Source organism: Ruegeria sp. HKCCSP346 (genome assembly GCF_017872595.1).
Taxonomy (GTDB): Bacteria; Pseudomonadota; Alphaproteobacteria; order Rhodobacterales; family Rhodobacteraceae; genus Ruegeria.
On the sequence record NZ_JAEDOT010000001.1, the window covers coordinates 285405 to 300168 of the forward strand.

Consider the following 14764-nt stretch of genomic DNA (forward strand, 5'->3'; position numbering starts at 1 on the left):
CATTGGTTTGTAAGAAAGGCCGAGAACAAGCGGTCTTGGCGTGAATGTCGACAAGGAGAGCTCAAGTGCAGGCGAAAGCGCGCAGTGTATCCGTCCGGTGGGACGAAGTGAGTGTTTGGATGCGGCTGATGTGGCTGGCTTTTGCAGGTTCACTGCTGTTGCTGGCGCAATCGGTTGCAGCGCAGGCCAAAAGTGAAAGTCTGGCACCGCTGGCCGAGGAAATCAGCCCGGCAGTGGTGAACATTACCACCAGCACTTTGATCGAAGGCCAGACTGGACCGCAAGGTATTGTTCCTGAAGGCTCTCCGTTCGAGGATTTCTTTCGCGAGTTTCAGGATCGCAACGGTGACAACGGTGACAACGCGCCGCGCAGAAGCAACGCGCTGGGATCTGGGTTCGTGATCTCGGAAGATGGGTTTATCGTCACAAATAACCATGTGATCGCCGAAGCCGATGAGATACTTGTGGAATTCTTCCCCGGCGATGGGCAACCCAAGAAAGAGCTGGTGGCCAAGGTTATCGGAACGGATGAGAAAACCGATATCGCGCTGCTCAAGGTCGAGGCTTCGGGCCCACTGAAATACGTGAAATTCGGCGACAGCGACGTAGCGCGTGTGGGTGACTGGGTTATCGCCATGGGCAACCCGCTTGGGCAAGGCTTTTCGGTATCGGCAGGGATCGTTTCTGCACGCAACCGAGCGCTGAGCGGAACCTATGACGATTACATTCAAACGGACGCGGCGATCAACCGGGGCAACTCGGGCGGGCCGCTGTTCAACATGGACGGCGAAGTGATCGGTGTGAACACCGCAATCCTTTCGCCCAACGGCGGTTCGATCGGCATCGGATTCTCGATGGCGTCGAATGTTGTCGTGAAGGTCGTGGATCAACTGCGGAAATATGGCGAGACCCGTCGGGGTTGGTTGGGCGTTCGCATTCAGGACGTAACCGAGGACATGGCCGAGGCCATGGGTCTGGAAAAACCTGGCGGCGCGCTGATCAGCGATGTACCGGACGGCCCTGCCAAAGAAGCTGGGTTGAAGGCGGGTGACGTGATCCTCAGCTTTGATGGCGTCGAGGTGGAAGACACCCGAGGTCTGGTGCGTCAGGTCGGTGAAGCAGAAGTTGGCAAGTCGGTCAGAGTGGTCGTGCACCGCGACGGCGGAACCCAGACCGTACTTGTGACACTAGGGCGTCGGGAAGAGGCGGAACGTGCTGACAATGGCGAGGAGGAACCGCAGGAAGCTCCGATTGAGGAGAATGCGGATATTCTGGGCCTGACGATTTCCCCCCTGACCGATACGCTGCGTGCAGATTTGGGGCTGGATGGTGATGCAGACGGCCTTGTGATTACAGATGTCGATGAAGCATCTGAGGCGTATGCCAAGGGAATGCGGGCAGGTGATCTGATCACCGAAGCAGGCCAGCAAAAGGTGGAAACCATCGGAGATCTCGAAGCCCGTATGGAAGAATCGCGCGAAACTGGTCGCAAATCTCTGCTGCTGTTGGTGCGCAGGGGTGGCGATCCGCGTTTTGTGGCGCTGAGCCTTGAGAACTGATTGAACAGGCCGGGACAACCTCCCGGCCTTTTTTATTGCGGGCCAGACCGGGTATCACCGCCACGCAAAAAATGAGCCACACGCAGTGAGTGCGTATGGCTCAGATACAGGGAGAGGTCAGTGGACAGATATCGGGGATGATTCTCTGACCTCCTACGGTAACAATCTCACGTTAGGTCAAAGCGTAATCGATGGTCTGTGAACAAGATCACACCGGATCAAATAAGATCTGAATCAGCCAGTTCTCGCAGGGCTTCAAAATCCTGGATCAGCAAACCGCCACGAGAGGCTTCGACCATGTTGTCGCGTTTCCAGATCGAGATGGTTTTGGATACTGCCTCGCGTGTGGCACCGACAAATTCGGCCAGTTCGCTCTGCGACAGGGTGATGCGCGCGGCCGGGTCGTCCTGTAAACTGGACAGGTGCAGCAGCTTGCGGGCCAGCCGAATAGGCATGGGCAGAAAGACCTGCTCGTTCAGTTGCAGCCCCATCCATCGCATCCGCAATCCGGCCAGACGGATCATATCCACGGCAAGGTCAGGCTGTTGTCTGATCTGGTTCATAACGTCGTTGCGGCGCACACGCAGTACACGCGACTGTTCTGCCGCCGCAATGGTGGCCGTACGCGGACCATTGTCGAACAACGCGATCTCACCAAAGACTTCGCCGGGGCGCATCAGGGTAAGCGTCAGTTTGCGGCCGCTCATGGCCAGAAAGGAAACCTCTAACGTGCCTTCCAGAATGGCATAGAGAGAGTCGCCCTCGTCACCTTGTTCAAAAAGTACTTCACCTTGGGACAGAGATATGTCGGTCGCTTGCGCCGAAAGCATTTCTCTGAGCCCGTCGGAGGCTTCGGAAAGGAAGCCGCTGTTGGGAAAGGCCGTCATGTGTGCACCGATCTTGGGCAAGCTGTGAGTGTGGGTGGTGGCACAACTTCCCATAGCTCGGCGCTCAAGCCAAGAATTTTGTTTGTTTTGGCAGGTCTGGCGGGTGCAGGGGCCGTTATTTCTGCTCGGGATCGTCCATATAGCGTTGCAGAATGCTGAACTGAAGCATCAGGAAGGCCATCAGAGCGATGGGAAAGCCGAAGGTCTCGATCTTGACCCACAGATCCGTCGACATGGTGCGCCAGACGAATTCGTTTGCGGCGGCCAGAACGGCGAAACAGGCGCACAGGCGGCGTGTCAGGATCATCCAGCCTTCGTGCTTCATCGGCAGCATCTCATCCAGCACATAGGCGAGATAGGATTTTTTCTGCATCAGGCCAATGCCGAGGATCAAGGCAAACAGACCATAGACAAGTGTGGTTTTCATCTTGAAGAACCGCTCGTCATTGAACCAGGCCGTGAGACCGCCGAAGAAAATCACCATGAAGGCCGTGAAGATCTGCATCCGGCTGAGTTTGCCGGTCAGATACCACAGGATACCCATTGCCCCCAGCATCAGGGGGACAAAGATAATCGTGGCGACAATGAAGCCGGAATACTCGATGCCGCCGATCAGAAAACTGTCGTCGCGCAGGCGCAGGTAGATGAAGAAGAAGGCCAGCGGGGGGCCAAGTTCCAGAATCTGTTTCAGAAACGGGTTGATGTCTTTTTTGCCTGTCATCTGTACTTCCTGCTGCTTACCCGCCCATTTCAACTATTACGGCGCCAAGTGCAATCAATGCCATCAGGGCAATGCGTCTTGGGCCAACCGTTTCCTTTAGCGCAAGCCAGCCGATCAGCGCAGCGAAGACTGTTGAGGTTTCGCGCAGAACGGCTGCTTCACCGACCTTGTCCAGCCGGGTGGCCAGCATGATTGCCCCGAAGGACAAAGGAGCGATGATACCGCCAGCGAGGCCGCGCAGCATCAGCGGGCCAGGTGCAGGTCTGTGTGCCATCACGCGCCACCTGAGATATGCGTAGATCGGCATGGCCGCGCCGTCGATCATGAAGAACCAGGCCAGAAAGGTGAACGGATCGGCGGTGGCGCGAATGCCATAGGCGTCATAGGTGGTGTACAGGGCCACAAACAGGCCAGTGATGATCGCCAGTGTCAGCGCGATACCCAGCGTATCCCTGTTGGTTTCCAGGAACCTGAAGTTGTAGGCGGCCAACCCAAATATCCCGGCCAGCAAGGTGGCCACGCCCAGCCATTGAACGGCCGAGAATGTTTCGCCGAACAGAAGATAGGCACCGATGACGGTGAACAGCGGACCCGTACCGCGCACCACCGGATAGACGACGGTGTAAGAGCCTTTGGTATATGCCATGGCTTGCAGGGTCTTGTAGGCGATGTGGATCAGCCAGACGAGTGCGAAGATCGGCCACATATGAGGTTCGGGCCAGGGCACCACAAAAAAGGCGAAGGGGGCTGCCATGAGGCAATAGCAGGCGTCGATCGCGCCGCGGGACAGCCACGGGTCATGCCTGCCTTTTTGCAATGCCCCGAAGACGGCGTGCAGGAACGCCGCCATCAAAGCCAGCGCCAATGCCAGCTGGTGTCCGGCTTCGGTGCCTTCGAGAGAGATCAGCCAGTCGCTCAAATACGCGGACCTTTTGCGGAGCGGAGAAGGTGGGGGGCTGTCTGCCCCCCACACCCCCCGAGGATATTTGGGGCCAGATGAAGCCTAAGATCAGCCTTTGTCGAGACCGGTGAGGGCGGCAGCGAATTCTTCGGGGTCGAAAGGGGCAAGGTCGTCGATCTGTTCGCCGACGCCGATCGCGTGGATGGGCAACCCGAATTTGTCCGCCAAGGCAACAAGAACACCGCCCTTGGCCGTGCCATCCAGCTTGGTCATGACCAGACCGGAAACGTCCGCCAGTTTGCGGAACGTTTCCACCTGGCTCAGCGCGTTCTGACCGGTGGTGGCGTCGAGTACGAGCAAAGTGTTGTGCGGAGCAGTGTCATCAACCTTGCGGATGACGCGGACGATTTTGGCGAGTTCCTCCATCAGGTCGGTGCGGTTTTGCAGGCGGCCCGCCGTATCTATCATCAGCAGATCAGCGCCCTCTGCCTGTGCACGGGTCAGCGCGTCAAAGGCGAGGCTGGCGGGGTCCGAGCCTTCGGGGGCGGTCAGAACCGGAACTCCGGCGCGATCACCCCAGACCTGCAACTGTTCCACGGCCGCAGCGCGGAAGGTATCGCCGGCGGCGATGACGACCTTTTTGCCGGCCTCTTTGAACTGGCTGGCCAGTTTTCCAATTGTCGTGGTCTTGCCCGAGCCGTTGACGCCGACGACCAGTACCACTTGTGGTCGTTTGGGATAGATCGGCAGAGGCTTGGCCACAGGCTCCATCACGCGGGCGACTTCCTGGGCCAGAAGTTGTTTGATCTCTGTGGTCGACAGTTTGCGGCCAAAGCGGCCCTCAGCCATGTTAGACGTGACCCGCAAGGCCGTGTCGACGCCCATGTCCGAGGCGATCAGCAGCTCTTCGAGCTGTTCCAGCATGTCATCGTCCAGGGTGCGGCGCATTTCGGTGGCGGCGCCTCGATTGAACAGGCGGTTCAGGATACCCTTGGATTCCGGCATTTCCGGCGGTGGAGCGACAGGCGTGGGGTCAGCCGGGATCGGTGCCGGCGGTTCAGCCGGTTGCGGGGCCGGGGCAGGCTCTGGCACTTCTGGAACCGGTTGCGGATCGGGCTGCGGCTGGGGGATCACAGGGTCCGGAGCCGCTGTTTCCTCGCCGCCATCCTCGACGATGGCTTCCAGCCCTTCTTCAAGACGAGATGAAGATTTGAACAGCTTGTCCTTTAGCTTTGAGAAAAACGCCATACTTGGTCTCCACAGGTGTTCCCTTCACCTAATGCGGATTTGCGGCAGTTGCAAAGGGTCACACAAACGCAAGGACAAAGCCAAGCTGAGCACCCCAGTAAAGGGGCCACACCAGATAAGGCGTTACCTTGAGGGCAGGGTGGTTCGGTGGCAGCAGGAATTTCTCGGTTGCGAGGATCAGATCTGACGCGATGAAGGCCATGGCGGCGGGCAAGGCCCACTGAAGCGGGCCGGCATCCGGCAGTGCCAGCACAGTGATCCCCATTCCGAGAATGATCGGGATATAGGCCAGAACGGGCCCCTTCAGGTCTCCGGCGCGGGGCGCAAGCAGTGTGGCCATGATGATGCCAAGAATGATCAAGGACCATACAATCGCTGGTGCGTTCCAAATCAGCGCAACGGAACTGGTCGGATGAGACAGGAACAGAGCGATATAGGCCAGATGCCCGGCGGCAAAAGCGGCGATGCCCGCCATGAACGTGGCATCTGTTTCGCGTGACAGCATAGCGTCGCCGGACGCACACAGAGCGAGCGCAAGAACCAACAACCAAGGCCCACCGTGCAAGACGGCTATGACCGCCAACAAGACGACCGAAGCGGTTTTCAGCACGGTGCGCAAAGATCCGGCGGGTCGGGAGGTCAGCGGCAGATAACCAAGGGCACTGCCAAGGGCGATCCAGAACAGTATGGTTGTCATGTCATCTCCTCGCCGGTTCAGAATAATCTGATCTGCGGCGTGGCTTAAAATCAACCGCTTACGTTGAGTTAAGTGTTATGTGATGACACCGGTCCAACAGGCGAATGGCATGACCGGAGCGCTTCTGCCAAAATGGAAACATGTTCAGATCCTTTATGATTCTTGCAACTTTTGCCGCACAGTCAGTGGCGGCACAAACGCCTTTGTCTGACTCGGAGTTCGACAAGTATACGCAGGGTAAAACTCTGTTCTACGGGTTCGAAGGTCAGATTTACGGGGTGGAGCGGTATCTTCCGAACCGTCGTGTGATCTGGTCTTTTCTCGACGGGAATTGCAAGGAAGGTATTTGGTATCAGCAGGGTGAACAGATTTGCTTTGTCTACGAAGACAGGCTGGATCCGCAATGCTGGGTTTTCACTCAATCCGGTGGCGGTTTGATTGCGCAATTCGAAGGTAATCCGGAAGCGACCGAACTGTATGAGGCAGAGGATCTTGGGGAAGAAATGGTTTGTTACGGGCCCGACGTTGGCGTTTGATCAGTTTCGGCGCAGCTCGTCATAGCTGATCATGACATGGGTCTGGTAGGCTGGCCTTTCGGTCAGCGTGTCATAGTACCGGCGCAAATTGGGCAGTGATGTACGTGATATATCGATGTCATAGTAGCGATAGAGAACGTGTCCCAACTGGATATCGGCCAAAGTCAGGCAGGAACCGCACAGGAACGCATGCTCAGACAGTTGCGCATCGGCGATTGCCAGCGTGCTTTCTAGCGCTGTCAGGGCTTTTTCGATTGCATGGTGGTCGTGCTCTGCCTCCGGTGTCCGCACAACCCGCCAGAACACAGGTACCGTGAATGCCATCGCGACGTTGATCTTGGCCCATTCCGCCCACTTGTCCACTTCGGCTTGCCGGGTCGGGTCGCGTGGCCAGAAATCATCTTCACCATACGCGGAGGCCAGATACCGCAGGATTGGGCCCGTCTCCCAAAGCGGGGGGCGTTCGCCATCCTGTATCACAGGGATGGTGCCGTTTGGGTTCAGTTTGCGAAAGCCATCCGTGTTCAGCCCGCCGAACCTGTGCCCCACATCGTGGCGCTGAAACTCCAGCGCCAGTTCACCGACGCACCACATCAGGGCCTGTACATTGGATGATGTTCTTCGGCCCCAGATGGTCAGCATGGCCTAGAACAGCGATCCCTGATCCGGGGTGTCCGGTCTGGGTTTTTTCGAAGGTGACTTCGCGGCCGGGCCCGTGCTGAGAACACCATCGGCGAATTCGATTTCGAGCGCCGTTTGTTTGGCGGCCTGAGCCTTGGTGGTGATCACATTCCCTTCGGCCCGGACGACCGCGTATCCGCGGTCCAAAGTGGCCTTGTAGCTCAACGTCTCGCGCAGGCGGTCCGTCGCTTCGAGTTGCTGCTTGAGGCGGTCCAGTCGCGTGGTTTGGGCCGTGTGCATTCGATCGCGCAAACGATCTAGGTTTTGCCGCTGTTGATCGATTTCCCTTTGGATCGGTCGCAAGGACAGGCGCGATGACAGGTTGCGCAGCGATTCCTGTCGCGTCGATATCAAGCTTTGCAGGGTCGAGGGGCGCAGATGAGCAGACAATTCCACCACTTGCAGGCGACGGTTCTGCACCCCGCGTATCAAGGCGGGTGTGAGGCGATCTGCAATCAAATCAAGGCGTTGTCTGGGGGAGTTCAACAGACTGTCCGGGCGCGGCAGGGCGCGGGACAAATCGCGCAGCCTTTGCGAACGGCGCTGCACCGCGTCCGTTGCCGCGCGCGACAGGCGCGCAGCTTGTTCTTCGGTCCAGGCGAGCAGTTCGATGCGGACCGGCACGGCCAGCTCTGCCGCAGCCGTGGGTGTAGGCGCGCGGCGGTCCGAGACAAAATCAATCAGGGTGGTGTCGGTTTCATGCCCAACGGCCGAAATCAGCGGTATGCCCGATGCGGCGGCTGCGCGCGCGACACTCTCTTCGTTGAAGCCCCAGAGGTCTTCGATCGATCCGCCGCCACGGGCGACGATGATCAGGTCGGGCCGGGGCAACGCGCCGCCGGGTGTCAGTTGGTTGAAGCCTTCGATGGCGCGGGCGACCTCGGGCGCGCAGTTGGCCCCTTGAACCGCCACAGGCCAGATCAGCACCTTGCGCGGAAACCTGTCCCTGAGCCGATGCAGAATGTCGCGGATCACGGCACCGGAAGGGGATGTCACAACGCCAATGATCTGCGGCAGGTACGGCAGGGGTTTCTTGCGTTCCGGCGCGAACAGACCTTCGGATTCCAGTTGTTTCTTGCGCTTCTCCAGCAGTGCCATGAGCGCGCCCTGACCCGCGACGGAAACCTCATCGACGTTCAGGTTGTATTTGGATTGCGCCCCGAAAGCCGTAAGGCGACCGGTGACGACAACCTCCAGCCCTTCCTCTGGCACGACCGAGAGGTTGGAAACCTGACCTTTCCATGTCGTGCAGGCCAAAACGTTCCGGTCGTCCTTGATGTCGTAATACAGATGCCCGGATCGGGCTTTGAACACGCGCCCAACCTCTCCGCGTACTCGGATTCGGCCGAATGAGCCTTCCAGAGTCCGTTTCACCTCACCCGAAATTTCGGACACTGTATATTCAGGGGTGTTTTGGCCCGGAATCGGGTCATCAAGCAGGTCGGACATTTCAGCGCCTTGTTTCAAATGCGCGCCCAGCTTAGAACGCCGCGCAGGCAAGGCCAAGCAGATCGGAGAGCTTTCATGAATATCCTCATTCTCGGCAGCGGAGGGCGCGAACACAGCCTGGCATGGGCAGTGCTGCAAAACCCCAAATGTGATCGCCTGATCGTTGCTCCGGGAAATGCGGGGATCGCGCAGATCGCTGACTGTGCCGCTCTGGATGTTGAAAACGGCGGGGCTGTTGTCGGCTTTGCCGAAGAAAATGCGATTGATTTCGTGATCGTTGGGCCCGAGGCGCCTTTGGCGGCCGGTGTGGCTGATCGGTTGCGCGAAGCCGGAGTATTGGTTTTTGGGCCCTCAGCCGAGGCGGCGAAGCTGGAAGCGTCGAAAAGCTTCACCAAGGAAATCTGCGACGCGGCCAACGCCCCCACCGCAGCTTATGCCCGGTTTACCGAGGCTGTGCCTGCCAAAGCCTATGTCCGCGAACAGGGCGCACCGATTGTGGTCAAGGCCGATGGTCTGGCCGCGGGCAAGGGCGTTATCGTTGCGATGGACGAAACGACCGCACTGGACGCCATTGACGACATGTTTGGGGGTGCGTTTGGCGGTGCTGGTGCGGAAGTCGTCATTGAAGAATTCATGGATGGGGAAGAAGCCTCGCTGTTCGTTCTGTGTGATGGTGAGGACATTCTCTCAGTCGGCACGGCCCAGGATCACAAACGGGTTGGCGAGGGCGATACCGGGCTGAACACGGGCGGGATGGGCGCGTATTCTCCGGCGCCGGTGTTGAGCGAAGAGGTGGAGGCGCGCGCGATGGAAGAGATCGTGCGCCCTACCATCGCCGAGATGAAGCGCCGGGGAACGCCGTTTCAGGGCGTTCTTTATGCAGGTTTGATGATCAGGGACGGGCAGCCAAGGCTGGTTGAATACAACGTCCGCTTCGGTGATCCGGAATGTCAGGTGTTGATGATGCGGTTGGGCGCGCAGGCGATGGACCTGATGCACGCCGCGGCCGAGGGCAGGTTGGGTGAAATGCGGGTGAATTGGGCGGATGACCATGCGATCACGGTTGTAATGGCGGCCAATGGTTATCCGGGTGCTTACAAGAAAGGCACTGCGATCAAAGGGCTTGAAGGCCTGCCGGAAGACAGCCAGAACATGGTGTTCCACGCTGGTACAAAGAGTGTCGATGGGCAGGTGGTTGCATCGGGCGGGCGTGTGCTGAACGTGACCGCCCGTGGGAGCACGCTGAAAGAGGCGCGCGACCGGGCCTATGAAATGGTTGAAGCTGTGGATTGGCCTGACGGGTTTTACCGGCGCGATATCGGATGGCGTGCCCTGGAAGGTTGACGGGGCAGGGCGGTTGACCCCTCGGCTTTGCGGCTTCCCGGCGCTGCGCGCGTTCGCGGTCGAAATCGTCCATTGGACGAATTCCTTTCAACCGCTCACGCCCCGGGATATTTTTGGCTAGATGAAGAGGCGGATCAGCAGTTCAGGGCTTGGGCAAGGCTTTTGCGGCCGTGGAACGGGCCCCGGTCGGATGTGATCCAGCCGTTGTCGTAGAAGACGCTGACGATCCGCGTCCAGTCGGCGCTGGCCACGATCAGTTCCGGGCGGTCGCCGCAGGTGCGCAGACCACCGGAAATGAAATCTTCACCGATCCTGTGGTTGGTCAATCCGGGCAGAGCCGCGACTTCGCCCAGGGCGTTGTCTTTGTAGCGCCAGATGCGCAGCGTTTTGGCAAGGTGCGGACGATCAATATAGGCGATCTCGACATGTCCGTCGCCGTCCAGGTCGGCTGCCCCGATCGGGGCGAGCCAGCGGAAGCGGGTACCGATATGAGGCGTGGCCGCGATCTTGTCTCCGGCGGCGTCGTAGATCGCAAGTTGAGCCCCTGATTTGTCGTGGGATTCAACGACAATTGCTTCGCGCGCGCCGTCCAGGTTGACGTCTGCCAAACGCGGAGCGAGGTCTTCGAACACGCGATCCTGCGGCAGTCGAACAGTTACGACCGTAGTGTCGGTCGTGAATTCCACCGCGCCATATTCGATCGTATCACCCAGGACGCCATGGGCGTAACGGGTGGTTGGCTCTGTGAAGCGGGCGTCGTTGATGGTTTCCGCCGCGCCAGCCGGTTGCAGCGAGAGCCAAAGTCCGAAAGATAGCAAAGCGCCGCGTGCCCGGCGTTGACAAAAGCGGCGGGGCAGGCGCGGCACATTGTTGTGCATCAGATCTGTTTTTCGGGCATCTGGACGACCAGACCGTCCAGCGCGTCGGTGACCTTGATCTGGCAGGTCAGGCGCGAGCGGGCCGGGTCGGGCTCATAGGCAAAGTCCAGCATGTCTTCTTCCATGTCATCCTTGGCCGGGATTTTCTCGACCCAGTCGGGGTGGACGTAAACATGGCAGGTCGAGCAGGCGCAGGCGCCGCCGCAATCGGCCTCGATGCCGGGAATGTTGTTGTCACGGGCCCCTTCCATGACGGTCAGTCCGTTGGCGACCTCGACTGTGTGTTCGGTACCGCCGTGCTCGACATAGGTGATCTTTGCCATTGCGTGCGTCTTCCTTTTGCGATGTTCGATTTCTTCCTTAGTGAAGGCATTTAGGTCTTTCCAGCCTCATTTGCGACTCAGCGCGCCGTGTCTGGACTTTCTTGTCGTTTGTTCTATTTTTGTTCTCATGCTTGTTACACCCATTCGCCCTGTGGTTTCAAACCGGGATTGGCCGCGCCCGCCGTCCTGTCTGCCTTCCAGCCAACTGGATTCCCCGCCCGAGGGCGCGCGCGTGGCTGTGGCCGGGCTTGTGATCCTGCGGCAGAGGCCGGGGACGGCCAAGGGCGTGATCTTTCTGACGCTTGAAGATGAGACCGGGATCGTGAATGTGGTGGTGTGGCGCAAAATCTACGAACGGTTCCGCCGTGCGGTGATTTCGGGGCGGTTGCTGAAGGTGACGGGCCGGGTGCAGCGGGCGCATTCAGTGACCCATGTGATTGCGGAAGAAATCGAGGATATTTCGGGGATGCTGGATATGCTGGTGCAGGGCGCAGGGGCGGCCAGCTGTGACGGACAATAGCGGGCGGCTGCCTTGCCGCCTTGCGCCCAGCAAGACCTGTGCGCCGATGAATGTCGGTAAGTTTCCGCATATCACGCTGGGTCAGAGGCGCTTTTCCGCCAATTCGGCATTGGTCGGTCGACTCTTTGATGCCGTGTTAGTACTGCGGGCATCTCTATGCGTCGGCCTGTGTCTGAACGCAGGCGCGACGGAACGCTACTCAACACCTTCTCAGAGTCAGTTCAGATGCCCGAAGTAACACGAAATGGATCGTTCGAAAAAACCGTCCAGCTGGATGAGAGCCAGATTGCCGGTCGCCTTGGCGAACTGTTGGAGCATACGCGTTCAAAAGGATACGTGCATACCGCCAGAATGATCGAGGAAGCATTGAGTGCCCACTCTTTCGAGCGCAGACACCTTGGGAACACCCAAAAATACCTCTCGGAATTGCAGCGTCTAAAGCGCAAAGAGATGACACGCTTGGTGCGGGAAACGGATGGGAAGAAGCAAGCGGCTTTTGTCCTGACGCCCCGGATGCGCGTTGACCACAGAAATCCCGCCGCGCTGCGCAGTGGAGCTTGGAGGAACACCCCGATGCCTTTCCCGGCAGAACCCGAATTCAAGTTTCGCTAGCCGAACCTGCCGTGGCCAAGGCGGACAGGGTTGATGATCCGCGTCAATCCAAACGGGTTTTCAACGCAGTCATCGTTTGAACAAGACCTCCTGCGCCTGCTTGTCACGATTGTCTCCTCGCAGCTCTGCGTGCAGAGCGCGCCCGGCCTGAACACCGGGGCGGGCGCCGACGGTCTTCAGCCAGCGCGCAAAGTGGGGTTTGTCCTCCAGCACTTGCTGCTGCCCTTCCCACAGGCTGGCCCAGCCCCAGATCGACATGTCTGCAATTGAATAGAAGTCTCCGGCAACGTATTCGTTCTCGGCCAGCCGTCTGTCGAGCACCCCGTACAGACGACCGACCTCGGCCCGGTAACGATCTTTGGCATAGGGCAGGTCCTGTGGCGGGTTCAGTTGCGGGGCGTATTTCAGGAAGTGATGCGCCTGACCGGCCATCGGGCCAACACCGCCCATCTGCCACATCAACCATTCTTCGACGGCGATCCGGTCAAGCTCGGTCCTGCCATAGAACTGCCCGGTCTTGCGGGCCAAATACATCAGAATTGCCCCGCTTTCAAAAACCGAGATCGGTGCACCATCCGGCCCGTCAGGGTCCACGATTGCGGGCATCCGGTTGTTCGGGGCGATCTTCAGGAACTGCGGGTCGAACTGATCGCCCTTTCCGATATTGACCAGATGTGTGGTGTAGGGCAGCTCCATCTCCTCCAGGGCGATGGACACTTTCCAGCCGTTCGGTGTGGGCCAGAAATACAGATCAATCGGGTCGGCCATATGTTCTCCTAATGTTGAAGGGATCATGCGGGTTTCTGCCGGTTCGGCAAGTACCGCTTACGAAAGCGTGACCGAAACGCAGGCCGGGCTTGACCGCAAACCGCCCGAGGCGTATTGCCATCCCAAAGCTTCGTGGCGATTTGTTACCGGATTGCGGGCCACGCTAAACAACACCGCTAAAAGGTCAGGATGAAAGACCCCTTTCGCTTGGCCGCGTCTGGGGTTTTTTGTTTGCCTCCTCCGGAGGCTGAAAGGGAATGAGATGAGCGAGAACTGGAACAAACGCACCCAAGCCGTCCATGGCGGTGTCCGCCGCAGTCAGTACAACGAGGTGAGCGAGGCGATTTTCCTGACGCAGGGCTTTGTGTACGAAACCGCCGAACAGGCCGAAGCCCGGTTTCTGGAATGCGGCCCTGATGAGTTCATTTATGCCCGCTATGGCAATCCGACGGTCTCGATGTTCGAACAGCGCATCGCGGCCCTTGAAGGTGGCGAGGATGCGTTTGCGACGGCTTCGGGCATGGCAGCGGTGAACGGTGCGCTGACCTCTATGCTGAAGGCCGGGGACCATGTTGTTTCAGCAAAGGCATTGTTCGGGTCCTGCCTGTACATCCTCGAGAACATCCTGACCCGTTTTGGCGTCGAGGTGACCTTTGTGGACGGCACCGATCTGGAGCAATGGCAGGCAGCGATCCGCCCGGACACCAAGGCGGTCTTCTTCGAATCGATGTCGAACCCGACTCTTGAAGTGATCGACATCGCATCCGTGTCCAAGTTGGCCCATGCCGTCGGGGCGATTGTGGTGGTGGACAACGTGTTTTCGACGCCCGTCTTTTCGCGCGCGATAGAACAGGGCGCGGATGTGGTCGTTTATTCGGCGACCAAGCATATTGACGGACAGGGCCGTGCGCTGGGCGGCGTCATCATCGGCACCAGGGAGTTCATCCGCGGAACCGTTGAGCCGTATCTGAAGCACACCGGCGGCGCGCTCAGCCCGTTTAATGCCTGGGTCATGCTCAAAGGTCTGGAAACCATGGCGCTGCGCGTCAATGCGCAGGCCGACAGTGCACAAAGGATCGCCGAGGCGCTGGAAGGGCACCCGGCGCTGGCGCGCACTCTTTACCCAGGTTTGAAGACCCACGCGCAAAATGCTCTGGTTCAATCGCAACTTGGCGGAAAGGGCGGGACTGTGTTGTCCCTGGATATCAAGGGCGGCAAGGACGCGGCTTTTGCTTTCCTGAATGCGCTGACCATTCCTGTGATCTCGAACAACCTGGGCGATGCCAAGTCGATCGCGACGCACCCGGCGACCACAACGCACCAGCGTCTGAGCGATGCGCAGAAGGACGAGCTGGGCATTACGCCGGGCCTGATCCGTTTTTCCGTAGGCCTGGAAGACGCCGAAGACCTGCTGGTTGACATCCAGCAGGCATTGGAGGCTTCGTAGAAGCAAACAGCAGCACAGTGAAAAGCCTCTTGCCCGTCGGGGCCGTCGCGTTGTCTGTGAACGCGGCGTCTTTTCGGGTGGTATTCGCGGTTGAAGCCTGGCCTTTATGTCTGCGAAAGGCGTATTTCGTTGCAGAATGACGGTTTTGCGCCGGTTTTTTCAATCCGGACTGCTATTGCCTGCGTATTGGGTT

At 58.9% G+C, this 14764-nt stretch carries 16 protein-coding genes and 1 riboswitch; of the genes, 6 read left to right on the forward strand and 10 right to left on the reverse strand.

All coding sequences use genetic code 11. The features are described 5' to 3' along the window. The first annotated feature begins 119 nt into the window (after window positions 1-119). Window positions 120-1559 (forward strand): Do family serine endopeptidase, encoded by a 1440-nt coding sequence (locus I9185_RS01460; RefSeq protein WP_245223446.1) that lies wholly within the window; start codon window positions 120-122, stop codon window positions 1557-1559. A 218-nt stretch (window positions 1560-1777) separates the two neighbouring features. Here the strand turns inward: I9185_RS01460 and I9185_RS01465 are convergent, their stop codons facing one another. From I9185_RS01465 to I9185_RS01485, 5 genes are all read right to left on the reverse strand, one after another. Beyond that, on the reverse strand, window positions 1778-2446 hold the full coding sequence (locus tag I9185_RS01465; protein ID WP_210092174.1) for a Crp/Fnr family transcriptional regulator: 669 nt from the start codon (window positions 2444-2446) through the stop codon (window positions 1778-1780). A gap of 115 nt (window positions 2447-2561) precedes the next feature. Beyond that, window positions 2562-3167, reverse strand: coding sequence for an inner membrane-spanning protein YciB (locus I9185_RS01470; protein WP_171633335.1), 606 nt, complete (start codon window positions 3165-3167; stop codon window positions 2562-2564). A 16-nt stretch (window positions 3168-3183) separates the two neighbouring features. Then, window positions 3184-4086 (reverse strand): EamA family transporter, encoded by a 903-nt coding sequence (locus I9185_RS01475; protein ID WP_171633329.1) that lies wholly within the window; start codon window positions 4084-4086, stop codon window positions 3184-3186. Between the two features lie 90 nt (window positions 4087-4176). Continuing rightward, window positions 4177-5316, reverse strand: a complete 1140-nt coding sequence (gene ftsY, locus I9185_RS01480) for a signal recognition particle-docking protein FtsY (protein WP_210092175.1) — start codon at window positions 5314-5316, stop codon at window positions 4177-4179. A 58-nt stretch (window positions 5317-5374) separates the two neighbouring features. Next, window positions 5375-6013 carry a lysoplasmalogenase gene (locus tag I9185_RS01485; protein WP_210092176.1) on the reverse strand — a complete coding sequence of 213 codons (639 nt, stop codon included), beginning with the start codon at window positions 6011-6013 and terminating at the stop codon, window positions 5375-5377. A gap of 140 nt (window positions 6014-6153) precedes the next feature. Between I9185_RS01485 and I9185_RS01490 the strand changes: the two genes are divergently transcribed. Beyond that, the gene (locus I9185_RS01490; RefSeq protein WP_245223387.1) at window positions 6154-6549 is read left to right on the forward strand and encodes a hypothetical protein; all 396 of its coding nucleotides are present in this window, start codon (window positions 6154-6156) and stop codon (window positions 6547-6549) included. On the opposite strand, the gene I9185_RS01495 is transcribed toward I9185_RS01490, so the two are convergent. Both I9185_RS01495 and xseA read right to left on the reverse strand, forming a co-directional pair. After that, on the reverse strand, window positions 6550-7191 hold the full coding sequence (locus I9185_RS01495; RefSeq protein WP_210092177.1) for a glutathione S-transferase family protein: 642 nt from the start codon (window positions 7189-7191) through the stop codon (window positions 6550-6552). Window positions 7192-7194: 3 nt separating this feature from the next. Further along, on the reverse strand, window positions 7195-8679 hold the full coding sequence (xseA, locus tag I9185_RS01500; RefSeq protein ID WP_210092178.1) for an exodeoxyribonuclease VII large subunit: 1485 nt from the start codon (window positions 8677-8679) through the stop codon (window positions 7195-7197). Window positions 8680-8754: 75 nt separating this feature from the next. Here xseA and purD point away from each other — a divergent pair, with 75 nt between their 5' ends. Then, entirely contained in the window at window positions 8755-10023 is a 1269-nt protein-coding gene (purD, locus tag I9185_RS01505; RefSeq protein WP_210092179.1) for a phosphoribosylamine--glycine ligase, read from the forward strand. A gap of 134 nt (window positions 10024-10157) precedes the next feature. Here purD and I9185_RS01510 read toward each other — a convergent pair whose 3' ends face one another. After that, a complete protein-coding gene (locus tag I9185_RS01510) occupies window positions 10158-10901 on the reverse strand; it encodes a VCBS repeat-containing protein (protein WP_210092180.1) in 744 nt (247 codons plus the stop codon). Then, window positions 10901-11224: a 2Fe-2S iron-sulfur cluster-binding protein gene (locus I9185_RS01515; protein WP_152457603.1), complete on the reverse strand. Its 324-nt coding sequence runs from the start codon at window positions 11222-11224 to the stop codon at window positions 10901-10903. Before I9185_RS01515 ends, I9185_RS01510 begins: the two co-directional genes overlap by 1 nt. 127 nt (window positions 11225-11351) lie before the next feature. Between I9185_RS01515 and I9185_RS01520 the strand changes: the two genes are divergently transcribed. After that, window positions 11352-11744, forward strand: a complete 393-nt coding sequence (locus I9185_RS01520; protein WP_210092181.1) for an OB-fold nucleic acid binding domain-containing protein — start codon at window positions 11352-11354, stop codon at window positions 11742-11744. Window positions 11745-11969: 225 nt separating this feature from the next. After that, window positions 11970-12356, forward strand: coding sequence for a hypothetical protein (locus tag I9185_RS01525; RefSeq protein ID WP_171119571.1), 387 nt, complete (start codon window positions 11970-11972; stop codon window positions 12354-12356). A 69-nt stretch (window positions 12357-12425) separates the two neighbouring features. Here the strand turns inward: I9185_RS01525 and I9185_RS01530 are convergent, their stop codons facing one another. After that, window positions 12426-13124 carry a glutathione S-transferase N-terminal domain-containing protein gene (locus I9185_RS01530; protein WP_210092182.1) on the reverse strand — a complete coding sequence of 233 codons (699 nt, stop codon included), beginning with the start codon at window positions 13122-13124 and terminating at the stop codon, window positions 12426-12428. A 122-nt stretch (window positions 13125-13246) separates the two neighbouring features. Next, window positions 13247-13324, forward strand: a riboswitch (SAM riboswitch). A gap of 62 nt (window positions 13325-13386) precedes the next feature. Between I9185_RS01530 and metZ the strand changes: the two genes are divergently transcribed. Further along, on the forward strand, window positions 13387-14571 hold the full coding sequence (gene metZ, locus I9185_RS01535) for an O-succinylhomoserine sulfhydrylase (RefSeq protein ID WP_210092183.1): 1185 nt from the start codon (window positions 13387-13389) through the stop codon (window positions 14569-14571). Window positions 14572-14764 lie beyond the last annotated feature (193 nt).